The sequence below is a fragment of the Bradyrhizobium sp. 27S5 genome, from assembly GCF_037217225.1.
GTDB classification, from domain to species: Bacteria; Pseudomonadota; Alphaproteobacteria; order Rhizobiales; family Xanthobacteraceae; genus Bradyrhizobium; species Bradyrhizobium septentrionale.
The window spans coordinates 130117-151764 of record NZ_CP147714.1 but is presented as its reverse complement, the minus strand read 5'-3'; the positions used below and the strand labels follow the sequence as shown (position 1 = coordinate 151764).

Annotated in this window: 23 protein-coding genes and 1 tRNA gene; 14 read left to right on the top strand and 10 right to left on the bottom strand. The window is 64.2% G+C overall.

Annotated elements, in window-relative coordinates:
- Positions 1 to 128: 128 nt before the first annotated feature.
- On the top strand, positions 129 to 1691 hold the full coding sequence (locus WDM24_RS00735; protein ID WP_338830077.1) for an alkaline phosphatase D family protein: 1563 nt from the start codon (positions 129 to 131) through the stop codon (positions 1689 to 1691).
- Between the two features lie 153 nt (positions 1692 to 1844).
- Positions 1845 to 2843 (top strand): N-acetylmuramoyl-L-alanine amidase, encoded by a 999-nt coding sequence (locus WDM24_RS00730; RefSeq protein WP_338830076.1) that lies wholly within the window; start codon positions 1845 to 1847, stop codon positions 2841 to 2843.
- A 59-nt stretch (positions 2844 to 2902) separates the two neighbouring features.
- Here WDM24_RS00730 and WDM24_RS00725 read toward each other — a convergent pair whose 3' ends face one another.
- Complete coding sequence (locus tag WDM24_RS00725; RefSeq protein WP_224741937.1) at positions 2903 to 3931, bottom strand: hypothetical protein; 1029 nt, start codon at positions 3929 to 3931, stop codon at positions 2903 to 2905.
- A gap of 482 nt (positions 3932 to 4413) precedes the next feature.
- Between WDM24_RS00725 and WDM24_RS00720 the strand changes: the two genes are divergently transcribed.
- Complete coding sequence (locus WDM24_RS00720) at positions 4414 to 5130, top strand: hypothetical protein (RefSeq protein ID WP_338830074.1); 717 nt, start codon at positions 4414 to 4416, stop codon at positions 5128 to 5130.
- Between the two features lie 5 nt (positions 5131 to 5135).
- On the opposite strand, the gene WDM24_RS00715 is transcribed toward WDM24_RS00720, so the two are convergent.
- Positions 5136 to 5513: a response regulator gene (locus tag WDM24_RS00715; RefSeq protein ID WP_166307805.1), complete on the bottom strand. Its 378-nt coding sequence runs from the start codon at positions 5511 to 5513 to the stop codon at positions 5136 to 5138.
- Between the two features lie 266 nt (positions 5514 to 5779).
- Between WDM24_RS00715 and WDM24_RS00710 the strand changes: the two genes are divergently transcribed.
- From WDM24_RS00710 to WDM24_RS00675, 8 genes are all read left to right on the top strand, one after another.
- Positions 5780 to 6544, top strand: coding sequence for a Crp/Fnr family transcriptional regulator (locus WDM24_RS00710; RefSeq protein WP_338830073.1), 765 nt, complete (start codon positions 5780 to 5782; stop codon positions 6542 to 6544).
- 175 nt (positions 6545 to 6719) lie between these two features.
- Positions 6720 to 7439, top strand: a complete 720-nt coding sequence (locus tag WDM24_RS00705; RefSeq protein ID WP_338830072.1) for a prolipoprotein diacylglyceryl transferase — start codon at positions 6720 to 6722, stop codon at positions 7437 to 7439.
- Positions 7420 to 8865: a radical SAM protein gene (locus WDM24_RS00700; protein ID WP_338830071.1), complete on the top strand. Its 1446-nt coding sequence runs from the start codon at positions 7420 to 7422 to the stop codon at positions 8863 to 8865. Before WDM24_RS00705 ends, WDM24_RS00700 begins: the two co-directional genes overlap by 20 nt.
- Entirely contained in the window at positions 8862 to 9131 is a 270-nt protein-coding gene (locus WDM24_RS00695; protein WP_338830070.1) for a hypothetical protein, read from the top strand. Before WDM24_RS00700 ends, WDM24_RS00695 begins: the two co-directional genes overlap by 4 nt.
- A 9-nt stretch (positions 9132 to 9140) precedes the next feature.
- Positions 9141 to 9377, top strand: coding sequence for a hypothetical protein (locus WDM24_RS00690; protein WP_338830069.1), 237 nt, complete (start codon positions 9141 to 9143; stop codon positions 9375 to 9377).
- A gap of 290 nt (positions 9378 to 9667) precedes the next feature.
- On the top strand, positions 9668 to 11494 hold the full coding sequence (gene typA, locus WDM24_RS00685; protein ID WP_166300448.1) for a translational GTPase TypA: 1827 nt from the start codon (positions 9668 to 9670) through the stop codon (positions 11492 to 11494).
- Positions 11495 to 11657: 163 nt separating this feature from the next.
- Positions 11658 to 12908: an NAD(P)/FAD-dependent oxidoreductase gene (locus WDM24_RS00680; protein ID WP_338830068.1), complete on the top strand. Its 1251-nt coding sequence runs from the start codon at positions 11658 to 11660 to the stop codon at positions 12906 to 12908.
- Positions 12909 to 12950: 42 nt separating this feature from the next.
- Positions 12951 to 13790 carry a DUF3883 domain-containing protein gene (locus WDM24_RS00675; RefSeq protein WP_338830066.1) on the top strand — a complete coding sequence of 280 codons (840 nt, stop codon included), beginning with the start codon at positions 12951 to 12953 and terminating at the stop codon, positions 13788 to 13790.
- A gap of 6 nt (positions 13791 to 13796) precedes the next feature.
- Here WDM24_RS00675 and WDM24_RS00670 read toward each other — a convergent pair whose 3' ends face one another.
- The 3 genes from WDM24_RS00670 to WDM24_RS00660 are packed head-to-tail and all read right to left on the bottom strand — an operon-like array spanning position 13797 to position 16067.
- Positions 13797 to 14204, bottom strand: a complete 408-nt coding sequence (locus WDM24_RS00670) for a thiol-disulfide oxidoreductase DCC family protein (RefSeq protein ID WP_338693785.1) — start codon at positions 14202 to 14204, stop codon at positions 13797 to 13799.
- A 59-nt stretch (positions 14205 to 14263) separates the two neighbouring features.
- Positions 14264 to 15592 carry an SDR family oxidoreductase gene (locus WDM24_RS00665; RefSeq protein ID WP_338830065.1) on the bottom strand — a complete coding sequence of 443 codons (1329 nt, stop codon included), beginning with the start codon at positions 15590 to 15592 and terminating at the stop codon, positions 14264 to 14266.
- 7 nt (positions 15593 to 15599) lie between these two features.
- Positions 15600 to 16067 (bottom strand): DUF2269 domain-containing protein, encoded by a 468-nt coding sequence (locus WDM24_RS00660; protein WP_338830064.1) that lies wholly within the window; start codon positions 16065 to 16067, stop codon positions 15600 to 15602.
- 374 nt (positions 16068 to 16441) lie between these two features.
- On the opposite strand from WDM24_RS00660, the gene WDM24_RS00655 reads away from it, so the two are divergent.
- Both WDM24_RS00655 and ppa read left to right on the top strand, forming a co-directional pair.
- The gene (locus tag WDM24_RS00655) at positions 16442 to 16951 is read left to right on the top strand and encodes a GNAT family N-acetyltransferase (protein WP_029081216.1); all 510 of its coding nucleotides are present in this window, start codon (positions 16442 to 16444) and stop codon (positions 16949 to 16951) included.
- Positions 16952 to 17113: 162 nt separating this feature from the next.
- A complete protein-coding gene (gene ppa / locus WDM24_RS00650; RefSeq protein ID WP_029081215.1) occupies positions 17114 to 17647 on the top strand; it encodes an inorganic diphosphatase in 534 nt (177 codons plus the stop codon).
- A 163-nt stretch (positions 17648 to 17810) separates the two neighbouring features.
- On the opposite strand, the gene folD is transcribed toward ppa, so the two are convergent.
- Genes folD through WDM24_RS00635 form a run of 3 tightly spaced genes read right to left on the bottom strand, consistent with a single transcriptional unit; the run spans position 17811 to position 19346 of the window.
- Positions 17811 to 18695, bottom strand: coding sequence for a bifunctional methylenetetrahydrofolate dehydrogenase/methenyltetrahydrofolate cyclohydrolase FolD (gene folD / locus WDM24_RS00645; protein WP_166300439.1), 885 nt, complete (start codon positions 18693 to 18695; stop codon positions 17811 to 17813).
- A gap of 1 nt (position 18696) precedes the next feature.
- The gene (locus tag WDM24_RS00640) at positions 18697 to 19032 is read right to left on the bottom strand and encodes a DUF167 domain-containing protein (RefSeq protein ID WP_338830063.1); all 336 of its coding nucleotides are present in this window, start codon (positions 19030 to 19032) and stop codon (positions 18697 to 18699) included.
- Positions 19033 to 19055: 23 nt separating this feature from the next.
- Positions 19056 to 19346 carry a YggT family protein gene (locus tag WDM24_RS00635; RefSeq protein ID WP_016847252.1) on the bottom strand — a complete coding sequence of 97 codons (291 nt, stop codon included), beginning with the start codon at positions 19344 to 19346 and terminating at the stop codon, positions 19056 to 19058.
- A 297-nt stretch (positions 19347 to 19643) separates the two neighbouring features.
- Here WDM24_RS00635 and WDM24_RS00630 point away from each other — a divergent pair.
- A tRNA-Ala gene (locus WDM24_RS00630) sits at positions 19644 to 19719 on the top strand.
- A gap of 119 nt (positions 19720 to 19838) precedes the next feature.
- Here WDM24_RS00630 and WDM24_RS00625 read toward each other — a convergent pair.
- Together WDM24_RS00625 and WDM24_RS00620 are read right to left on the bottom strand one after the other, a co-directional pair.
- On the bottom strand, positions 19839 to 20648 hold the full coding sequence (locus WDM24_RS00625; RefSeq protein ID WP_338830061.1) for an enoyl-CoA hydratase: 810 nt from the start codon (positions 20646 to 20648) through the stop codon (positions 19839 to 19841).
- Between the two features lie 136 nt (positions 20649 to 20784).
- The gene (locus WDM24_RS00620; RefSeq protein WP_338830060.1) at positions 20785 to 21600 is read right to left on the bottom strand and encodes a glutamine amidotransferase; all 816 of its coding nucleotides are present in this window, start codon (positions 21598 to 21600) and stop codon (positions 20785 to 20787) included.
- Positions 21601 to 21648: the final 48 nt, after the last annotated feature.

Here is a 21648-nt window from a genome sequence, read left to right as displayed (position 1 = left end):
CGGGAGAGGGAGCCCGGCTTGCGTGCTCACCTCACATGTGCCCGCCCCTGTAATCTCTCCGTCATGGAATTTTTCTAGGTCTTGGCACGCGTGCGGCGCATTGTCGCTGTGACCTGAGGAGGCTCCCCATGACGATCCGGTTTTCGCGAAGGCTCACCCGCCGACGCTTTCTCTCGACGGCGGCTGCGGCCGGTGCCGGTGTGATCGCGATGCCATATCTGTCGCGCGCCGCCGATCGCCCTGTGATCACCCATGGCGTGCAGTCCGGCGATGTCGGCGTTGACGGCGGCGTGGTGTGGGCGCGTGCGGACCGGCCGGCGCAGATGATGGTCGAGGTCGCCACCACTGAGTCGTTCAAGGACGCCCGTGCGCTGCCGCCGATCACGGCGCTGCCGGAGAGCGACTTCACCGCAAAAATGCTGCTGGAGAACCTGCCCTCCGGCCAGGACATCTTCTATCGCGTCCGCTTCCGCGACCTCGCCCATATCGACATCGTCGGTGAGCCCGTGGTCGGCCGCTTCCGCACCGCGCCGAGCGACCGCCGCGACGTCTCCTTCGTGTGGGGCGGCGACGTCGCCGGCCAGGGCTGGGGCATCAACCCCGACGACGGCGGCATGATCACCTTCGCCGCGATGAAGAAGCACAATCCGGATTTCCTGCTGCACTCCGGCGACACCATCTACGCCGACGGCGTGATCCCTTCCGAGGTGAAGCTTCCTGACGGCAAGGTCTGGAAGAACGTCACGATTCCCGAAAAGGCCAAGGTCGCCGAGACGCTCGACGAATACCGGGCCGCGCACAAATATAACTTCCTCGACAGCAATGTCCGCGCCTTCAATGCCGAGGTGCCGATCTTCGTGCAGTGGGACGACCACGAGGTGACCAACAACTGGTCGCTGTCGAAGCAGCTGCCGGCGTCCTACAAGGAACGCGACATCAATGTGCTCGCCGCGCGCGCGGCAAAAGCCTTCCACGAGATGTACCCGATGCGCGAGAGCATCGTCGAGCCGGGCCGCGTCTATCGCACGCTGAGCTACGGTCCGCATCTCGACGTGTTCATGCTCGACGAGCGCAGCTATCGCGGCCCCAACGGTCCGAACCTGCAGGAGCAATACGGCCCCGACGCCTATTTCATCGGGCCGGACCAGATGGCCTGGCTGAAGCGCGCGCTGCTCAACTCGCGCGCCACCTGGAAGGTGATCGCCTCCGACATGCCGCTGTCGCTGATCGTCTATGACGATGCCGCCAACAAGAAGGGCTCGGAAGCGTTTGCCCAGGGCGACGGCCCGGCGCGCGGCCGCGAGCTCGAGATCGCCGACATCCTGCGCTTCATCAAGACCGCCGGCATCGTCAACACGGTGTGGCTGACCGCCGACGTGCACTACGCGGCCGCGCACTACTACAACCCGAACAAGGCGCAGTTCCAGGAGTTCGATCCGTTCTGGGAATTCGTCTCCGGCCCGCTGCACGCCGGCACGTTCGGTCCGAACGAGCTCGACAACACGTTTGGACCCGAGGTGAAATTCATCAAGGCGCCGGGCGAAGCGAACCAGAACCTGCCGCCGTCGGCCGGCATGCAGTTCTTCGGCCACGTCAGGATCGACGGCAAAAGCGGCCAGATGACGGTGAGCCTGCGCGACCGCGTCGACGCCGAGCTGTGGGCGATCACGCTCGACCCGAAGCCGGTGTAATCGGGTCGCGGCCGCGACGGAACCGCACTCACCGTCCTGTGCGCCCTTGCCCAAGGCAAGGGCGTCGCAATTGGCCGGGGATGGACGTCACCGGCCTCTTCCGGTATCGACATCAGAGCCATTATGCTGGGGGCGCCCGAAGGGGGGCGGAGCATGAGGCGCTGCGAGTTGATTCGCGTGCTGGGCGGCATCGTCGCGGGGTTGCGGCCGCGCCGCTTGGCTGTCGTTGTGATTGCCGTGTTCGCGCTGTTGCCGATCGAAGTCAGCGATGCCGGCTGGCTGCCTGATCTTTTCAAGACTTCATCCAAGCACGCCAAATCGCCAAAGCGCGCGAAGTCGGCACGGCCGGCCAAATTGGCAAGGCACCGCGCTCAGCCGAAGCACCGCGCCACGCGGCTTGCCGCCCTTGGGCCGGTCGCCCTGCCGCCGTCCGTGCTCAAGCCGGCCGCAGCCAAATGCGATCCCTCGACATTCCGGATCGTTCTGGATGTAGGACATACCGCCGAATCGGAAGGCGCGATCAGCGCGCGGAACGTCACCGAGTTCGCCTTCAACCTGCGCCTTGCACGGCTGATCGAGGAGAGGTTGAAGGCCGAAGGCTTTACTGAGACCAGGCTGCTTCTGACCGAAGGCAGGGCCAGACCCAGCCTGTTCAAGCGGGTCGCCGCCGCCAACAATCTGCACGCCGATCTCCTGCTGTCGATCCACCATGACTCCGTGCCCAACAAAATGCTCGAGGACTGGGAATTCGAGGGCAAGAAAAGCCACTTCAGCGACCGCTTCAGCGGTTACTCGGTTTTCGTTTCCCGGGACAATCCGGAATTCAAGACGAGCCTGCTGTTCGCCGAACTGGTCGCCAGGGAAATGAAGGCCCAGGGGCTTCAGTATGCCGAGCAATACAGCCAGGCCATCATGGGTCGCTACCAGCACCCGCTGCTGAACAAGGAAACCGGCGTCTACAGCTATGACGAGCTGATCGTGCTCCGAAAGACCTCGATGCCATCAGTCCTGCTGGAGGCGGGCTCGATCATCAACCGCGACGAAGAACTCAAGATGGACTCGCCCGAGCGCCGCAACATCATCAGCAGCGGTGTCGCTTCTGCCGTGAAGGAATTCTGCGAGCCGCGATGGGCGCTCCTCGGTCCGCTCTGATCGCCCTGTGACGTCCCGAGCTCTCGGCGAAAACGCGATCCGATCGGCGCCAGCCGATGTCATCCCTGCTTGCCGGTCTCGATCTCCTTGAGCCTGGCAAGCGCCTGCTCGAACTTGGCGTTGAACAGCCACATCGCATCGAGGATTTCGCGGAAGGTCGCAGACGTTCTTGCCCTGTCGGCCCGGCCGAAGGCGAAGATGCTGTTGTTTCGCAAATATCCCATGATCCTGGGATCGGAGATTCTGTAGCCGACGAGGTTGCCTGACTGCAGCGCAGCCCTGGTCGGGGTGGGAATGATCTGGATGAGCTCGAAGAGCTTCATTTGGTCGATCGGATCGGGCAGAGCTTTTGCGATCGCGGGGACCTGCGGGAAAATATCCGCGTGCGCGTTCATGAGCGCATCCCGTACCGCGGTCCAGTGATTGAACCTGTGATCGAGATTGCCAGCCCGCGCTTCTTCCCTGTCGTCGCGACGGCTCAGTGCCGGATCGAGGGCTGCGATCGATCCCTTGATGGCTGACCACTTCCTTTGACCGTTGCGATCCTCGGACGGACCGGTCTGCAGGCTTCCCTTGTAGGTGTTCGACCGCGCGTTGCCGGCATTTTGCTTGCCGTTCGTCTCCGCGAAGAAAAGCCCGAGACTGATACGGCCCGCGGCTGCGGCGTTCGCGGCATCCAGCCCCCTGGCGCGCGCGATCGCGGTCGCAAGGTCGACCACGTCCTTGAACGGCGTATCGGATCCTTGTGCGCTCGCGGGCGGCGCCTCCATCACGTCGAACAGCGCCCTGTACTCATCGAGCAGCGGCTCATTGTCGGCGTCAAAATAGGCCGGAGGGATGCCGAATCTGTTGGGTCTGCCGATCCTGGACGGCAGCGCATCGGTGAGATCCTTGTATGCGCTCATCATCTCGACGCGGGCAAGATAGAGGGCCTGGCCCGGCAGGTTGGGCAGCGGCTGCCTGGAATCGATCTGAGCGCGTCGCTGGCGCAGGATCGAGACGAAGGTCTTCAGGGCATTGTCGTAGGTCTCGCGCACGGCCGATTGCCCGTTCGTGAGGGCGACCGGCCCCGCGACGGCTGGAGACATGAGACCACCGATGACGGCCGAGGCCAGCGGCAGGACCGCACTGGGCCCTGTTGCAACCGGCAGCGCGAGGAGCAGCCCTAGGGATAGCGCCGCTGCGGGCGCAGCGGCAGATGTCCTGATCGCCATGACAGCTTCCCGATGCCTGTGCGTCGTCGAATCCGACACAATGGATCGTAGACGACGAACGCGCCGGCTGCGAGCACGCTCGGCCCGAAGCCGGTCCGACCCGACCACAGCGGCGACGGGATTGCTGCACTCCCTCTCCCGCTTGCGGGGGAGGGTCGGGGTGGGGGTATCACCGCGAATCACCTAGCGGAGGGAGCCCCCACCCGGATTGCATCTTCGATGCAATCCGACCTCCCCCGCAAGCGGGAGAGGTGAAGGCAGGGCCAGCGCGGCCAGTGATGAACCGCGCGAGCGGTTCGGGCGACCATATCAGGCCCAGCCGCTTCCGGGCCGGGCCTGATTGATGAGTAGCCGATTTGAGACGCGCCACGCCATTGATTGCCGCCCTTCTCCTGCTCGCGCCGTCGCTGGCGCCGGCGCAGCCGGCACAGGATGCGCAGGCGGCGAAGATCCGCGACGCCTTCAATTCGGCCTATGGCAAGGCGTTGAGCGCCGAGTTCGGTAAATCGCTGCGCGACAATGCCGATCCCGCCTGTCTGGCGAGCAAGGGCATCGAAGCCGGCCAGCTCGAGGCGCGCGGCCGCGACGTCGTGATCAAATGGGGTGCGCGGCTGATCGACGGCACCGATGCGCTGATCGACCAGAACGTCTATGCCGAGAAATTTCCGGCGGCCGCCGAGCTCGACAGGCTGCAGCAGAATGCGGACGTCAAAAAATACCTCGCGCTGGCAGCGCCGATGCAGCAGGCGAAAATCCTCGACACGGTGCTCGAGCAGTTCGACCGCTACGCGCTGGTGAGCCGGATCAAGCTCACGGCGGTCTCGCCGTTGGCGACCGGCAACGATGAATTGCTGCGCAAGAATCCGACCGAGGCCACCGAAGCTGCGCTGGAGGCGTTTTCAAAGCGCAACAAATCGAAGGCGCTGACGCGCTTCCTGGATTTGTCCGAGCAGGCCTCAGCAGTGCGCTCGGCCTCGATCGCAAAGGACAAGGTGCCACCGGGCGCACCGCTGTCCCTCCTCAAGGGGATCGAGGCCGATCTTGCCGGGCTCTGCATCGGATCGCGGCGCTAGGCTTGTCACCTCTCTCTGCGCCTCAGCGCCGCCTCCAGCGTTTCGCTCGTACATGGCTTGGTCAGCCGCGGCTTGTCGGCGAGCGATCCCGGCAGCCTGATATCAGCGCCATAACCCGTGACGAACGCGAAAGGCACCTTCAGCGCATCGAGCCGCTCGGCGATCGCGAACGTCTTTTCGCCCCTGAGCAGGCCGACGTCGAGCAGTGCGAAATCCGGCGCCCGTTCGGCGATCAGCTCAAGCGCGCGGGCAACGTTCGCAGCGGTTCGCACCGTGCGGGCGCCGAAGCCGAGGATGGTGTCCTCGAAATAGAGCGAGATCATCGGATCGTCCTCGACCACGAGGACGTCACCGGGCATGCCGGCATTGGGTGCGAAGTCCATGGCGCGCCAGTTTCCGTTTGCTAGAGCTTGTTGTTTTGACGCGTTTTCTTCACGCGAACCGCTATCCACTTCGCTCGAAAACGCTCCAAAGCATGGATGAGAGACCGGATCAGTCCGGCCGGATGGCCCGCGACCGGCGCCTGAAAGCACGCCGGCTGTTCCCTGGATGAAACCATCACATCGCGCGCTGGCGCGTCTGTTCACTAGTGAACATAAGTCCAGGAACTTTCTGGTTATGGTCCGCGTTGGGTTTGCAGGATTTTCCAATGATTGCCAAACGGACCGAGTTGGCCGGGACAAGTGACCGGCCGTTCAACAATCTCTTGCGCCGGCTGAACGCCGCGGACTACGAGCTGATCGCGCCGCATCTTGCGCTGGTCGAAGCGGCGGCCGGCGATCTGCTGTACAATCCCGGCGACGACGTTCAGATCGCGCATTTCCCATGCGGACCGAGTCTTGCGTCCTACATGGTGCCCAATGAGGACGGGCGCGATGTCGAGACCATCCTGGTCGGCCGCGAGGGCGCGGTCGGCGGCATCGTCAGCCAGGGCTTCCTGCCGGCCTATACCCGCATCACCGTCAAGTTCGGCGGGCCATTTGTGCGGCTGCCGGTCAGCAGACTCGACGCCGCCAAGCTGAAGTCGATCTCGGTGCGCAACATCTTCGCGCGCTATGCCGACTGCATGCTGGCGCAGATCTTCCAGTCGACCGCCTGCAATGCGATTCACTCGATCGAGCAACGCGCCGCGAAATGGATCATCTCGGCGATCGAGCGCACCAACGGCAACGGCGTGGTGCCGCTCACCCATGAGCAGCTCTCGACCTTGCTCGGCGTCGGCCGCAGCTACACCAGCCGGGTGATCCAGAACTTCAAGGCGGAAGGCGTGCTGGAGACCCGCCGCGGCGCGATCGTGATCCGCGACCCGGACAAGCTGCGGCTGCGCTCCTGCCTGTGCAACGAGGCGGTGAAGGATCACTTCGAGGAGGTGCTGCGCGGGGTCTATCCGAGCGAGGACAACCCGGCGAACTAAGTCCGCTGCGGACGGCTGACTTCGCACCACAAATTCGAGGCTTTTTGTAGCTCGTCATGCCCGGGCTTGTCACGATGCGGAAAAGTCAGCGCAAGCACCAACGAAAGCTGCCGTCGGCGACGAGGGGAAAGCATCCGACTATCGCGGACCGCGAAAATCACGCTACACTCGCCTCATGAGTGGGGCAGAACTTCACGCCGTCTTTGACGTCGCAGCATGGGGCGCGGCCGCGATTGCCACGTGGTGGCTGTCACGCCAGCGTGGCCTGCAGTTTCCCCGGCAATCCTTCGAGCTCTCCTATATCGCCGCGCTGGTGTTCGGCGCCGGTATCGGCGCCTACATTTTCGGCACGCTGAACCTGTGGTTCTCGGGCATGCCGGGCATCGCCCGCTCGGTCGAGGGCGCGCTGGCCGGCGGCATCGTCGCGATCGAGCTCTACAAATGGCTGCATGGGATCTCGCTGCGCACCGGGGCGCGGTTCGCGCTGCCGCTCGCGGTCGGCGTCGCGGTCGGCCGGCTCGGCTGCTATTTCGCGGGGCTCGAGGATTTCACCTACGGCACGCCGACCACGCTGCCCTGGGGACACGATTTCGGCGACGGCGTGCTGCGCCATCCGGTGCAGCTCTATGAGAGCCTGGCGATGGCGGCGTTCGCGGCCTTCTACGTCGTGATGGTGTTGAACCGCAACGCCGCCGTCATCACCAATGGATTCTACCTCGTGCTGTTCTATTACGGGCTGCAGCGCTTCGTATGGGAGTTCATCAAGCCCTACGGCGCGCTGATCGGGCCGTTCTCGCTGTTCCACCTGCTGTCGCTGTTTGTCATGGTCTATGCCGCAATCATGCTGGCGACGGCCCCAAATGTGAGCTTGAAGCATGAACGCGCCGCTGCGTAAGGCCCGCCCCTACATCTTCTGGGGCCAGACCCAATCGCTTTGCGAGACCTGCCTGACCCTGGTGCCGACCAAGATCCAGATCCTCGGCAACGAGGTCTGGTACGAGAAGCGGTGCAAGCAGCACGGCGTCCAATCGACGCTGGTCTCGACCGACTCAGCCTATTGGCGGCTGTGCAAGGATTTCATCAAGCCCGGCGACCGGCCGCTCGCCTTCCAGCGCCACACCGAATTCGGCTGCCCCTATGATTGCGGACTGTGCCCGGACCATGAGCAGCATTCCTGCCTGGCGCTGATCGAGATCACCGAGCACTGCAACCTGACCTGCCCGGTGTGCTTTGCAGATTCCTCGCCGGCACGCTCAAGCTTCACGCCGCTGGCAAAGATCGAGAAGATGCTCGACGCGCTGGTGGCGAGCGAGGGCGAGCCCGATCTCGTGCAGATCTCCGGCGGCGAGCCGACGCTGCATCCGGACTTCTTCGCCATCTTGGATGCGGTGCGCGCCCGCCCGATCCGCCACGTCATGATCAACACCAACGGCCTCAGAATCGCGCGCGAGCCGGACTTCGTCGCAAAACTCGCCGAGAACAGACGCGGGCTGGAGGTCTATCTGCAGTTCGATTCGCTCAAGCGCGACGCGCTGGTCAATCTGCGCGGCGCGGATTTGCGAAAAATCCGCCAGCAGGCACTGGAGAATCTCGAGCGCGAGGGCGTCTCGACCACGCTGGTCGCGACCATCAAGCGCGGCGTCAACGATGCCGAGATCGGCGACATCGTCCGCCATGCACTCTCCTGGAAGTGCGTGCGCGGCGTCACGCTGCAGCCGGTGCAGGACGCCGGCCGCAACGAGCATTTCAACAAGGACACCGACCGCATCATGCTGTCGGAGATCCGCCAGCGCGTGGTCGAGACCGGAGTATTCGGCGACAAGGACATGATCCCGCTGCCGTGCAATCCCGAGAGCATCTCGATCGGCTACGGCCTGCGCAATGGCGACAAGGTGCTGCCGCTGACCTCGCTGATCCCGCAGGAGCAACTCGTCGCTGTCATGCCCAACACGATCAGCCCGGAAAAATATCCGGTGCTGCGGGAAAAGTTCGTCGACCTGTTCTCGCTGTCGTCGGGGCCGCTGAACACAAGCGAGCGGATCTGCGAATTGCTGTGCTGCCTGCCGAGCTTCGAGGTGCCGGAGGGCCTGACTTACGAGAACGTCTTCCGCGTCACCATCGTGCAGTTTCTCGATCGCTTCAATTTCTGCGTCGGCAACGTCAAGCGCAGCTGCATCCACTTCGTCACCGAGAGCGGCGCGATCATCCCGTTCGACACCTACAACCTGTTCTATCGCGATGGAAAGATCGACGGCATCCGCGCGAGCCTGGCCGGCCAGACTTATCGTGAAGCACGGCAGACCGAGGAGGTGCCGCGATGAGCGACGAGAGCCGGCCCATCAATCCGGAGGGATCTCCACCCTCGCTGCCTCCACGGCTCCCTCCGCAGCGCGGCGGCTGCGCGACCGCATTCATGGCGCTGTTTGGCGTGGCGCTGCTGCTGCCGGGGCTCTGCGCGGTGCTGTTCGGGGTCGGCGCCTTCACCTCGGCGAGCCCCGATCCCGGGCTCCTCTTCCTGGCTTTGCTCGGGCTCGCGGTCGGCTTCGCCGGCGTGATGCTGATCCGCGCCGCGATCAAGGGGAGCTAGAGGTCGACAGTGATCAACAATTTCGACCAGACCCCACCGAGCCGACCGCCCGAACCGCGGCAACGCAACGGCTGCGCCACCGCTTTCATGCTTGTCGTGGGGGTGATCTTGCTGATCCCGGGCGTCCTGTGCGCCATCCTCAACGTCAAATACGGCGCCGGATCCGGCAGCGACCCCCTGACCTCGTTCGGGTTGCTGGTGGCGCTTGGCGGACTTGGGCTGATCGTGTTTACGCTTACCCGGTAACATGGCCGAATCAATGCCGAAAAGTCCCTCAAAACCCGCCTTCGGGACCAAAATCAGGCTCCCAAACGGCCAATAAACCGTTGTTTTTTGGCGATTTCTGACTATATTGCGCCGCAACGCGCAAGGTGCCCGGTCCTCTGACCGGGCTTCCTTTTTGGGGTGATGCGTCCCCGTCAAATTTCTTGGGTATGAGCGTGATCCGGGCCCGGTAGGGCCACGTGAGCGAGCGGCCGGCCAAATTGGTTCGGCGAGATCGCGCATCTGACCATTGCACGACCAGAAGAAGAGCCATGAACCTTCGCAACGTCGCCATTATCGCCCACGTCGACCACGGCAAGACCACCCTTGTCGACCGCCTGCTGCAGCAATCCGGCACCTTCCGCGAAAACCAGAAGGTCACCGAACGCGCCATGGACTCCAACGATCTGGAGCGCGAGCGCGGCATCACCATCCTGGCCAAGGCCGCCTCGGTGCAGTGGAAGGACATCCGTGTCAACATCGTCGACACCCCGGGCCACGCCGATTTCGGCGGTGAGGTCGAGCGCATCCTCAACATGGTGGACGGCGCGCTGGTGCTGGTCGATGCCGCCGAGGGCCCGCTGCCGCAGACCAAGTTCGTGGTCTCGAAGGCGCTCAAGATCGGGCTGAAGCCTATCGTCGTCATCAACAAGGTCGACCGTCCCGACGCGCGCCCGACCGAGGTCATCAACGAGGTGTTCGATCTGTTCGCCGCGCTCGACGCCAGCGAGGAGCAGCTCGACTTCCCGATTCTTTATGGGTCGGCCAAGCAGGGCTGGATGGCAGAGAGCCCGGAGGGTCCGAAGGACCTCGGCATGCAGCCGCTGTTCGACCTGATCGTGCGCCATGTCGAGCCGCCGAAGGTCGAGGAAGGCCCGTTCCGGATGATCGGCACCATCCTGGAAGCCAACCCCTATCTCGGCCGCATCATCACCGGCCGCATCTCCTCCGGCTCGATCAAGCCGAACCAGCAGGTCAAGGTGCTGTCGGCCGACGGCAAGCAGATCGAGACCGGCCGCCTGACCAAGATCCTCGCCTTCCGCGGCCTCGAACGCACTCCGCTCGAGGAAGCCGAAGCCGGCGACATCGTCGCGATCGCGGGCCTCACCAAGGGCACCGTCGCCGACACCTTCTGCGATCCCACGGTCGAGACGCCGCTGCCGGCGCAGCCGATTGATCCGCCGACGGTGTCGATGTCGTTCATCGTCAACAACTCGCCGCTCGCCGGCACCGAAGGCGACAAGGTGACCTCGCGCATGATCCGCGACCGCCTGCTGCGCGAGGCCGAGGGCAATGTCGCGCTGCGCGTCGTCGAGGCCTCCGACAAGGACTCCATGGAAGTCTCCGGCCGCGGCGAATTGCAGCTCGCGATCCTGATCGAGACCATGCGCCGCGAGGGCTTTGAGCTCTCGGTGTCGCGCCCGCGCGTCGTACTGCAGAAGGACGAAGCGACCGGCGCCTGGCAGGAGCCGATCGAGGAGGTCGTGATCGACGTCGACGAGGAGCATTCCGGCGTCGTCGTCCAGAAGATGAGCGAGCGCAAGGCCGAGATGATCGAGATGCGCCCGTCCGGCGGCAACCGCCTGCGGCTGGTGTTCTACGCGCCGACCCGCGGCCTGATCGGCTATCAGGGCGAACTGCTCACCGACACCCGCGGCACCGCGATCATGAACCGCATCTTCCACGGCTACGCCGCCTACAAGGGCGAGATCCAGGGCCGCCGCAACGGCGTTCTGATCTCCAACGACCAGGGCGAAGCGGTGGCCTACGCGATGTTCAAGCTGGAAGACCGCGGCCCGATGATGATCGAGCCGGGCTGGAAGGTCTACAAGGGCATGATCGTCGGCGAGCACACCCGCGACAACGACCTCGAGATCAACGTGCTGAAGGGCAAGCAGCTCACCAACATCCGCACCACCTCGAAGGACGAAGCGGTGCGCCTGACGCCGCCGATCCGGATGACGCTGGAAAAGGCGCTGGCCTATATCGAGGACGACGAGCTCGTCGAGGTGACGCCGAAGTCGATCCGGCTGCGCAAGAAGCATCTCGATCCGAACGACCGCAAGCGCGCCGAGAAGGCCAAGGAAGCCGTAGCGTAAGCCCGTCTGTCGTGCCCCGGCTTGACCGGGGCACCCAGTACGCCGCGGCCTATCAAGTCAATCATCGCTATCTCGGCAATACTGGATCACCCGCATTCGCGGGTGATGACAGTCATGCATGTGGCGGCTTCAGGCCCGGCGGCGGACGTGCTAGAGCCGGGACATGAGTTCGCTTCCCTCCACGATCGATGTCGCCATCATCGGCGCCGGCGCGGCCGGCCTCGGCGCCGCGCATGCGCTGAAGGACTCCGGCCTCTCCACCATCGTTCTGGAAGCCCGCGACCGCCTCGGCGGCCGCGCCCATACCATCCAGGCCGCGCCTGACGTGCTGTTCGACGTCGGCTGCGGCTGGCTGCATTCGGCCGATCAGAACAGCTTTGTCGGCATCGCCCGGCAGCTCGACTTCGAACTCAACAAGGACCTGCCGCCGTGGCGCGAGCGCGCCTATGGCAAGGCATTCCCGCAGGCCGAGCGCGACGCGTTCATGCTTGCGCTCGACGAATTCTACGACCGCATCGAGCAGGCCGCACAGGGCGGCAAGGACGGCTCGGCCGATCGCTATCTCGAGCCCGGCAACCGCTGGAACCCGATGATCGATGCGATCTCGACCTATGTGAATGGCTGCGAGCTCGACCAGCTCTCGATCCTCGACTTCGACGCCTATCAGGACAGCAACGTCAATTGGCGGGTGCGGCGCGGCTATGGCGCGCTGGTCGCGGCCTATGGCGCACAGGTACCGGTTGCGCTGAACTGCATCGTCAAAATGATCGACCACTCCGGCAAGCGCATCCGCATCGAGACCTCGCGCGGCACCTTGGAAGCAGACAGAGTGATCGTCACCGTGCCGACCAATCTGATCGCCGACGAGGCGATCCGCTTTTTGCCTGCGCTGCCCGACAAGCGCGAAGCCGCGCGCGCCCTGCCGCTCGGCCTCGCCGACAAGGTGACCTTGGCGCTCGCCGAGCCCGAGGCGTTGCCGAAAGAGGGCAATCTGCGCGGCGCCACCATGCGCACCGAGATGGGCACCTATCACATCCGCCCGTTCGGCCAGCCCTGCATCGAGGGCTTCTTCGGCGGACGTTTTGCGCGACAGCTGGAAGATGCCGGCGACGGCGCCATCGCCGCCCACAGCATCGACGAGATCGTCTCCTTCCTCGGAAACGATTTCCGCCGCAAGCTGAAGCCGCTCAGCGAATCGCGCTGGGCGCACGACCGGTTCGCCCGCGGCTCCTACTCGCACGCGCTGCCCGGCCACGCCGCCAAGCGCGCCGTGCTGGCCGCGCCAGTCGACGGCCGGCTGTTCTTCGCCGGCGAGGCGACGTCGCCGCATTTTTTCTCGACTGCGCATGGCGCGCGGGACACAGGTGAGCGGGCGGCGAAGGAAGTGGTGGGTGCGGCTAGCCCGAAGACCTGACGGAGACTGGACGCCACTCCCGGATTAGTCCATTTTTCGGGCATGGCCGCGGGAGAGCGCAAGAATTGGACGGATGAGGAGCTCGACCTCATCGTCGCTGACTACTTCTCAATGCTCAGCGATGAAATGCGTCATGCGCCGTACGACAAGACCCGACATCGACAGACGTTGATCGGTCAAATCAACCGAAGCAACAGCTCCATCGAATTCAAACACCACAACATTTCGGCGGTCCTTCAGTTACTCGAAATCCCTTGGATCAACGGGTACAAGCCCAGAGCCCATTTTCAAAAATCGATTATGGGCGCAGTGGAACGGTACATTATCAATCATCCCGCGGTCCTTCATCCGGAGCAGTTGCTCTCGAAAGAGATCGGAGAGCGGCCGCAGCTCTTCGTAGAGCCACCGCCTGGGCTAGTGATTAAGCCGCCCCGTCCTAATGCGGCTCAGCGCCTCATCCGAAAATTCAATCCTGCCGAACGTGACCTTCTGAATCGGAAGTTAGGCCACGATGGTGAGCAGATCGTCTTTCATTTTGAACAACAGCGGCTCCGAGCGCTCGATCGATCTGACCTTGCTAAGAAGGTGAGGTGGGTTTCGATGGAGGATGGCGATGGTGCAGGCTACGATGTCTTGTCGTTCGACGCTCAAGGCAAAGAGAGATTTCTGGAAGTGAAGACTACGGTCGGCTCACAAACCGCGCCGTTCTATGTGACCCGCAATGAGCTTTCATTCTCAAGAGAGCGACCCAAAGAATTTCGAATTTGCCGCTTGTATGATTTTTTGAAGGCCCCAAAGATGTTCGAATTGGCACCGCCGCTCGAGAAGTTGGTATCGCTCGAACCCCTATCGTATGAAGCTTCGTTCGACAGGCGTGATTGAACACCTCTACTCCAGCACCCTCGCCTGCATATCAGCATCCGGCACAAAGCACGTCTCGTACTTCCCGAAGATCTTGTAGCGGTTGCGGGCGATGAGGCTGTAGACCGCGTCGCGCAGCGGCTTTGGGACCGCGAACAGCGCGCGGGTCCATGCCCAGCCGGGGAGATGGCTCAGCACCGTCAGCGCGGCGTCCGACTTCATCCAGGCGACGCCGCCATGGACCACGGCGTTGGTGTCGGGATCATCGGGGTCGATACCAAAGGTCTTTGCCAGTCGCGTGCCATAGTCCGACTGGATCGGCGTGAAGCGGAAGCGGCGCGCGGTGTCGCGGGCGATGACGAAGCGGACCCAGCGCGAGCAGAAGACGCAGACGCCGTCGTAGAGGATCACGTCGTCGTCGGGCCAACTACTCATCTTGATTTCCTTCGACGCATTTTCTTCACGCGAACCGGTTCCCACTTCGCTCGAAAACGCTATCGGTTATCCAGGATCAAGAGCGCGACCAGCATCAGCACGATCGCAGGCCCGGTCTTCACCAGCGCGCCGAGCGGCTCGATCCAGAGATCGGGGGTCAGGATCGCCGATCCCGTCATGTAGCCGAGCGAGGCGACGATGCCGGCAACAAGACCGAACGCCGCGGTGCGGCGGATCGCGATCACCACGCCGATGCTCATGTCCATCAGGCTGGTCAGCACGGTCACCGGCCCGACCAAGGCGGGCGGGAAATGGTGTGCGCGCAAGATGCCCGCGGCGGCGTCATAGGAGATCACCAGGGCGATGAAGCCGGACGCCACCCAGAACAGCACGAGGCTTGCGAAGATCAGCGCCTTGATCAGGAACAGCCGCGCGAACCACTTGTCCTGAATGGTCGCGGGACGGCTGCCGACCGCTTGCGCGGTGGTCTTCGGCACGATGCCGGTCGCTGCCATCCAGGCCGCGGGATCACCGGTGACGCCACGGCGCAATTCGGCGATCGCATTGGAGCGCAGCGGCGGCATCCAGCCGAGGCGGCTCGAGAGATCACCGAGGCGCGCGCCGAGGTCGATCAGGAACGACGGCGTCGGAACACGGAAATCTTTCGCCGTGCCGAACGACCAGCGAAACTGGGCGATGACGCCGCCGAGCGAGACCGGCTGCTGCTGCATCAGGTCCCACGTCACCGCGCGCACCCGTTCATCGCCGACATCGCGGGCCGCAAGCCAGGCGATGGTCGCGGCGATATCCTCGACTGCGACGGGCTGGAACGGCGTCGCCGCCTCATCGGCCGGCAGATCGACCGGCAGCGCCGCCAGCGCGCGCAGCATGGCGCTGCCGCCATAGGCCGAAGGCGCGATGACGAAGCCGGGACGCAGGATCGCGTTGGCGATGCCGGACGCCGCGATCAGCCGTTCGGCCTCGCGCTTGGTGGAGCTGAAGGCGGTGCGGTCCTCATTGGCCGCGCCGGGAATCGAGATATGGACGAGACGGATGGCGCGGTGGCTGTCGCTGATCGCCTGCAGCAGCCGCGCCACGAAGTCGCGATGCACCGCGCGGGTGTCGCTGCCCGGACCGTCCTGCAGCACGCCGAGGCAGTTGACGACGACGTCGGCCTCATGGGTGCGAAGCAGCTGCGTCAGCGCCGCAGCATCCATCGACATGACAGGCAGTTCGAGGTCCGCCGCGCTCATCTTTTGTGCAGGCGTGAAGTGACGCGCGATCCCGATCAGGTGAAAGCCGCGCGCCCGCAGATCGTCGGTGACGTAGCGCCCGATCAGGCCGGACGCGCCGAGCACGAGGATGTTGTGTGATGCGCCGTCACTCATGGGAGTCCTAAAATGGCTTTGCAATCATCAGCCAGAGGATGATCATCACCGATTCGAAGCCGGGAATCCCGAACAGGAACCAGCGGCGAAACAGCGCAAAGTAGCGCGGCGGCAGCGGGTGGCCCTTGTCGGCCGCCGCTTGCGCGAGGTCGCGCATCTCCCTCTGCATGAAGATGACGGGAACCCAGAACGCACCGGCCAGCGCGTAGAATGCGAGCGAAACCAATAGCCAGCGCTCGGTAAGGCTCGTTGCCGACAGCATCATCAGCAGTCCGCCGCTCACCGGCTGCAGCAGCACGGCGCTCAGCGTGAAGATCATGTCTGCGATCACGACGATCGACGCCGTTCGTGCGATGAAAGCCGCATCATGCGTGCGATGCGCCATCAGCATGAAGAAGGCGATCCCGGTCCCGGTGCCGAGGATCACGATGGCGCCGAGCACATGCAGATATTTGATCAGGAAGTAGAGCGTCATCGCAGTCCGCTCGTGATCAGGCCGGTTTCGGCGCGCACAGATACCGCCGCTGCCATAGGCCGGACGGGCGCAAAAATCCACTGTGACGGCGCAGGCGCGGAAGGATCGATGCACCCGCGGCACGCTTGGATTCGCTTGCGGAATCCCGCCAGCGAATCAAATCCGGGTGGGTTTTTTCTGACCTGCGGCATTGTCATAGAGCGCTGGCTATCCACGCTTTTGCACAGCACCGGATCGGCAATTGGTCGCTTGAGCCCGGCGAGTGTCCTCTTTCGGTACAAGTATTCATGACACTGATGCAAAAAATCCACACGTTAACCGATAATTAACGATGGACCTTGAAGGCAGCCCTCCGACTTGCTTTGATTACGTCCATGAGCACAACGCTAATCGAGGTCCGGCCGGCCAAAGCTGCAGACGCAGCCTCGGTGGCGTCTACCCATGACGAAGCCTGGCGCTCGGCGTATCAGGGAATCATCCCCGGCGCCGAACTCGAAAAGCTGATCAATCGCCGTGGCCCGCAGTGGTGGGACAGCGCGATCCGCAAGGGCAGCCGCGTCAGCGTGCTGGTGTTCGGCGACAGGATCGCGGGCTACGCCAATTACGGCCGCAACCGCGCCCGCAGCCTGCACTTCGAAGGCGAGATCTACGAGCTCTATCTGCGGCCGGAATTCCAGGGCCTCGGCTTCGGCCGGCGCCTGTTCGCCTCGGCCCGCCGCGACCTCCTGCAGAGCGGCCTCAAGAGCATGGTGATCTGGGCGCTCTCCGACAACGAGCCGGCGACCGAATTTTACCGTGCGCTGGGCGGCCGGATGGTGGCGCGCTCCTCGGAGCGGTTCGGGCCAAAATCGCTCGACAAGGTCGCTTTCGCCTGGACCAACTGAAAATCCTGCTTCTCTCGCAGCTGCAGCAAGGCTAAACCAGCCTGAGCGTTGCACGCGACGGCCAGCCCGGCCTTACGGCCGGGCCTGAGGTTGTTTCGCGGCCCGGCGGCGCCAATAAAAATCACACCGTCCTCAACTTCCAAAGGCCCCGCGGAGCAATCCATGCGTATCGACGCCATATCGATCGGAAAAAATCCGCCCCACGACGTCAACGTCATCATCGAGGTTGCTGTCGGCGGCGAGCCCATCAAGTACGAAATGGACAAGGAGGCCGGCACGCTGGTGGTGGACCGCTTCCTCTACACGCCGATGCGCTATCCCGGCAATTACGGCTTCATCCCGCACACGCTATCGGGCGACGGCGATCCCTGCGACGTGCTGATCGTCAACACCCGCGCGATCGTGCCGGGTGCCGTGATGAGCGTCCGCGTGGTCGGCGTGCTGCTGATGGAGGACGAGGCCGGCGGTGACGAGAAGATCATCGCGGTGCCGTCATCGAAGCTGACCCAGCGCTACGACAAGGTGCAGAACTACAACGACCTGCCCGACATCACGCTGCAGCAGATCCAGCACTTCTTCGAGCACTACAAGGACCTCGAGAAGGGCAAGTGGGTGAAGGTGCTGCGCTGGGGCGACGCCGACGAAGCCCGCAAGCTGATCCTCGAAGGCATCGAGCGCGCCAACGAGAAGAAGTAACGGCACACTGCCTGGGCTCCCTCGCCCCGCTCTTGCGGGGAGAGGGTTGGGGTGAGGGGCTTCCCTCCGCGAGTTGCGAATGTCGAGAGACCTGTACCCCCTCACCCGGATTGCATCTGGCGATGCAATCCGACCTCTCCCCGCAGGCGGGGCGAGGTAAGAACTACACCGCCGGCGCCGGCAGGCCGGCAATCGCGCAGGCGGCGCGCAGCGTGTTGACCAGCAGGCAGGCCACCGTCATCTGCCCGACGCCACCCGGCACCGGCGTGATCGCACCGGCGACGCCGAGCGCTTCCTGGAATGCAACGTCGCCGACCAGCTTCGGCTTGCCGCCGGGCACCGGAATCCGGTTGATGCCGACATCGATCACGGTCGCGCCGGGCTTCAGCCAGTCGCCCCGCACCATCTCGGGCTTGCCGACCGCCGCATAGACCAGATCGGCCTGGGCGCAGAGCTTTGGCAGGTCGCGCGAGCGCGAATGCGCGATCGTCACCGTCGCATTCTCGTTCAGCAGCAATTGCACCAAGGGACGGCCGACCAGATTGGAGCGGCCGATCACGATCGCGTTCATGCCCTCGATCGAGGCGTGCACGCTCTTGGTCAGGATGATGCAGCCGAGCGGCGTGCAGGGCGAGAGCGCAGCCAGGCCCCCGGCGAGCCGGCCGGCATTGTTCGGATGCAGGCCATCGACGTCCTTGGCCGGATCGATCGCGTTGATGATGGTCTCGGTGTGCAGCGATTTCGGCAGCGGCAGCTGCACTAGGATGCCATGCACCAGCGGATCGCGGTTGAGCCGCGCGATCAGCGCCAGCAGATCCGCCTGCGACACGTCCTCGGGCAGCTTGTGCTCGAACGAGGCCATGCCGGCGGCCTGGGTCTGGGTGTGCTTGCTGCGGACATAGACCTCGCTCGCCGGATCATGGCCGACCAGCACGACGGCAAGCCCCGGCGTGAGCGCGTGGTCGCGCTTGACGCGGGCGACCTCGTCGGCGACGCGGGCGCGGAGCTCGGCGGCGATGGCTTTTCCGTCGATGATGCGGGCAGTCATGTCAGTCCTTCGTCTCCTGGTTCGGCCCGGCCGCCGTCAACTTCCGCAATGTTTCGCCAAGCCCTTTCGGGTCGCCGTCGACGGCGACCTGCTTCAGCCGCGAGGTGGCGCCGGACAACAGCTTCACCCTGGCCTTGGGCACGCCGAGCGCCTTGGCCAACAGCACGGTCACGGCGCGGTTGGCCTCGCCGCCTTCGGCAATGGCGCGCACCCTGACCTTCACCACCGAGCGACCGTTGGCCAGCGTCTCGATCCCGTCGATGTCGTCGCGGCCGCCGCGCGGCGTCACGCGCAAGGCGATGCTGATGCCCTCGGTGGAATAGCGCCAAGGCTCCATCAGCGAGGCTCCATCGCGAAGGATCAGATCACGTTGGGATAGATGTAATAGGCGATCACCCGCTGGATGAACATGATGATCAGGATCACGATGATCGGCGAGATATCGAGCCCGCCGAGATTCGGCATCACGTTGCGAATCGGCCGCAGCACCGGTTCGGTGATGCGGTACAGGAACTCGGCCACCGCGGAGACGAACTGGTTGCGCGTGTTGACGACGTTGAAGGCGACCAGCCAGGACAGGATGGCGGAGGCGATCAGCAGCCAGACATAGAGGTCGAGGATGATGATGACGATGTCGAGAACAGCGCGCATATGATGGGGGCTCGCGGGTGGGACGACCAATTGAGGCGCAACGAGACCGGACTGAGCCGCCATCGCGCTTCTTGTTTGACCAGGATCTTTTCGGAGAACCGCCGCACACTTTGCGCTGGCGCGGCCCGCCGGGTCCGGATCACGCTCTAAATATCGGTTCATCCCCCCGCAAACAAGGGAAGTTCCCGGCGGGAAAGGCCGAAAACCGCTGTCTCAGCGTTCTTGACTTGGCCTTGGGCGGGACTGTAAATGGCGCCCGACTGACGGCCGGGATACTCAGCAACACCCGGCCGCAATGGGGCCATAGCTCAGCTGGGAGAGCGCGTCGTTCGCAATGACGAGGTCGGCGGTTCGATCCCGCCTGGCTCCACCACGCTTCGCCCTTCGGGCTACGCGTGGCGCAGCCGCGCAGGAGCCTGAAGGGCGAAGCGTGGTGTCCGGCGAAGCCCAAAGGGCGAAGACGGACCGGTTCAGCAAGCCCAACCCTCCCCCTCACGTCCCGGTAAACCTCGGCGGCCGCTTCTCCACAAAGCTCGCGACGCCTTCCCTGAAATCATTGCCCTTGAGCGCGATCTGCATCTCGCGGTTGGCGTCGATGGTGGCTTCGGCGAGTGTCTGGAACGGCACGTCATAGACCTGGCGCTTGATCACCGCGATCGCGCTCGGCGAGACGAAATCGGCCAGGTCGCGGGCATAGGCATAGGTTTCCTCGCGCAGCTTCTCCGGCGAAGAGAGCCGGTTGACGAGGCCGATGCGCAGCGCCTCCTCGGCCGACACGCGCCGCGCCGACATCAACAGATCGAGCGCGTTGGCGTGGCCGACGATGCGCGGCAGCATCCAGCTGATGCCGTGCTCGGCGATCAACCCGCGCCGCGCAAAGGCCGTGGTGAACACCGCGCTGTCGGCGGCGAAGCGCAAATCGCAATAGAGCGCGTGGACCAGGCCGATGCCGGCCGTGGCACCGTTGAGCATCGCGATCACGGGCTTCTGGATGGCGGGGTAATAGGCGTAGCGCGTCTGCCAGTCGGCGCGCCGGTTCATGTCGAACGCAACGCCCTCACCGCGCCTGACCTCGTTGGGATCGATCCCCTTCAACGCTTCCATGTCGGCGCCGGCGCAGAAGCCGCGGCCCGCGCCGGTCAGCACGATAACGCGAACATTGTCGTCATTGGCGGCAGCCTCCATCGCGTGGCGCACGTCGCGCTCCATGATCGCCGTCCACGCATTCATGCGGTCGGGCCGGTTCAGCGTGATGGTCGCGATCCTGTCGCTGACGTCGTAGAGGATGTGTTCATAGCTCACGGTGATCTCCCTTTGCTTGTTGTTATGTTTGCCTTGCACTGATGAGCTCGCGCGACCATGCGGCCGCGCGCTAAAGCCGCGGCGAGACTAGCACATCGGCGCAAATGAAAGGGCGGCGCGAAATTCCGCGCGGCGGCTATTCCGCGGCCTGCAGCATCACCGGCTGCGGTGTGCGCGCAATCCAGCCATCGATGAAATGCTTCAGCCAGGCGCGCTCGGCTGCATCGTGCACGGCGCGCTCAGTGAAGTGCAGATGGCCCGGTTGAGCGCCCGGCGAATCCATCCGCGCGCAACCGCGTGTGGTCCAGCGATGCATCATCGCGTAGGTCACATCAGGATGGAATTGCAGGCCGACGGCATTGCCGATCTGGAACGCCTGCACCGGGAAATCATCGCCCGCGGCGAGCAGCTCCGCGCCGTCGGGCAATCGAAATCCTTCGCCATGCCAGTGATAGACGCGCGCCGGCCAGTCCGGGCACAATGCACGGCCCGCGTCCGTCGGGCTGATCGGGTAATAGCCGACCTCGACCCGGCCTTGCGGATGCGGCGCGACGTCGGCGCCGAGCTGCCGCGCCAGCATCTGCGCGCCGAGGCAGATCCCGAGGAACGGGCGCTGCTCCCGCAGCGGAACGGCGATCCAGTCGATCTCGCGCCGCACATAATCGTCGGGATCGTTGGCGCTCATCGGGCCACCGAAGATCACCGCGCCGGCATGCGCCTCGAGCGTGTCGGGCAGCGCGTCGCCGAAGCGCGGACGGCGGATATCGAGGGGGTAGCCCAGAGCGCGGAGCGCGTTGCCGATCCGGCCCGGAGTCGATGTCTCCTGATGCAGCACGATCAGCACGGGCCGTAACGACGTCTGATCCGAAATCTGATCCTTGGGCATGACCGCGGCCGGCCTTCGGCTCGCGAAGGGCACCACGACACGGCTTTGGTCAGACCGGAACGACATTGCCTCTGCTTGAAGATTTGGCCTCTGCTTGAAGATTCGGCACGTAAG

Bases quoted from the DNA above. Each gene is read 5' to 3' on its own strand.
- WDM24_RS00735 (WP_338830077.1), top strand. From the start codon at position 129: ATGACGATCCGGTTTTCGCGAAGGCTCACCCGCCGACGCTTTCTCTCG.
- WDM24_RS00730 (WP_338830076.1), top strand. From the start codon at position 1,845: ATGAGGCGCTGCGAGTTGATTCGCGTGCTGGGCGGCATCGTCGCGGGG.
- WDM24_RS00725 (WP_224741937.1), bottom strand. From the start codon at position 3,931: ATGTCTCCAGCCGTCGCGGGGCCGGTCGCCCTCACGAACGGGCAATCG.
- WDM24_RS00715 (WP_166307805.1), bottom strand. From the start codon at position 5,513: ATGGACTTCGCACCCAATGCCGGCATGCCCGGTGACGTCCTCGTGGTC.
- WDM24_RS00710 (WP_338830073.1), top strand. From the start codon at position 5,780: ATGATTGCCAAACGGACCGAGTTGGCCGGGACAAGTGACCGGCCGTTC.
- WDM24_RS00705 (WP_338830072.1), top strand. From the start codon at position 6,720: ATGAGTGGGGCAGAACTTCACGCCGTCTTTGACGTCGCAGCATGGGGC.
- WDM24_RS00700 (WP_338830071.1), top strand. From the start codon at position 7,420: ATGAACGCGCCGCTGCGTAAGGCCCGCCCCTACATCTTCTGGGGCCAG.
- WDM24_RS00695 (WP_338830070.1), top strand. From the start codon at position 8,862: ATGAGCGACGAGAGCCGGCCCATCAATCCGGAGGGATCTCCACCCTCG.
- typA (WP_166300448.1), top strand. From the start codon at position 9,668: ATGAACCTTCGCAACGTCGCCATTATCGCCCACGTCGACCACGGCAAG.
- WDM24_RS00680 (WP_338830068.1), top strand. From the start codon at position 11,658: ATGAGTTCGCTTCCCTCCACGATCGATGTCGCCATCATCGGCGCCGGC.
- WDM24_RS00675 (WP_338830066.1), top strand. From the start codon at position 12,951: ATGGCCGCGGGAGAGCGCAAGAATTGGACGGATGAGGAGCTCGACCTC.
- WDM24_RS00670 (WP_338693785.1), bottom strand. From the start codon at position 14,204: ATGAGTAGTTGGCCCGACGACGACGTGATCCTCTACGACGGCGTCTGC.
- WDM24_RS00665 (WP_338830065.1), bottom strand. From the start codon at position 15,592: ATGAGTGACGGCGCATCACACAACATCCTCGTGCTCGGCGCGTCCGGC.
- WDM24_RS00660 (WP_338830064.1), bottom strand. From the start codon at position 16,067: ATGACGCTCTACTTCCTGATCAAATATCTGCATGTGCTCGGCGCCATC.
- WDM24_RS00655 (WP_029081216.1), top strand. From the start codon at position 16,442: ATGAGCACAACGCTAATCGAGGTCCGGCCGGCCAAAGCTGCAGACGCA.
- ppa (WP_029081215.1), top strand. From the start codon at position 17,114: ATGCGTATCGACGCCATATCGATCGGAAAAAATCCGCCCCACGACGTC.
- folD (WP_166300439.1), bottom strand. From the start codon at position 18,695: ATGACTGCCCGCATCATCGACGGAAAAGCCATCGCCGCCGAGCTCCGC.
- WDM24_RS00640 (WP_338830063.1), bottom strand. From the start codon at position 19,032: ATGGAGCCTTGGCGCTATTCCACCGAGGGCATCAGCATCGCCTTGCGC.
- WDM24_RS00635 (WP_016847252.1), bottom strand. From the start codon at position 19,346: ATGCGCGCTGTTCTCGACATCGTCATCATCATCCTCGACCTCTATGTC.
- WDM24_RS00620 (WP_338830060.1), bottom strand. From the start codon at position 21,600: ATGTCGTTCCGGTCTGACCAAAGCCGTGTCGTGGTGCCCTTCGCGAGC.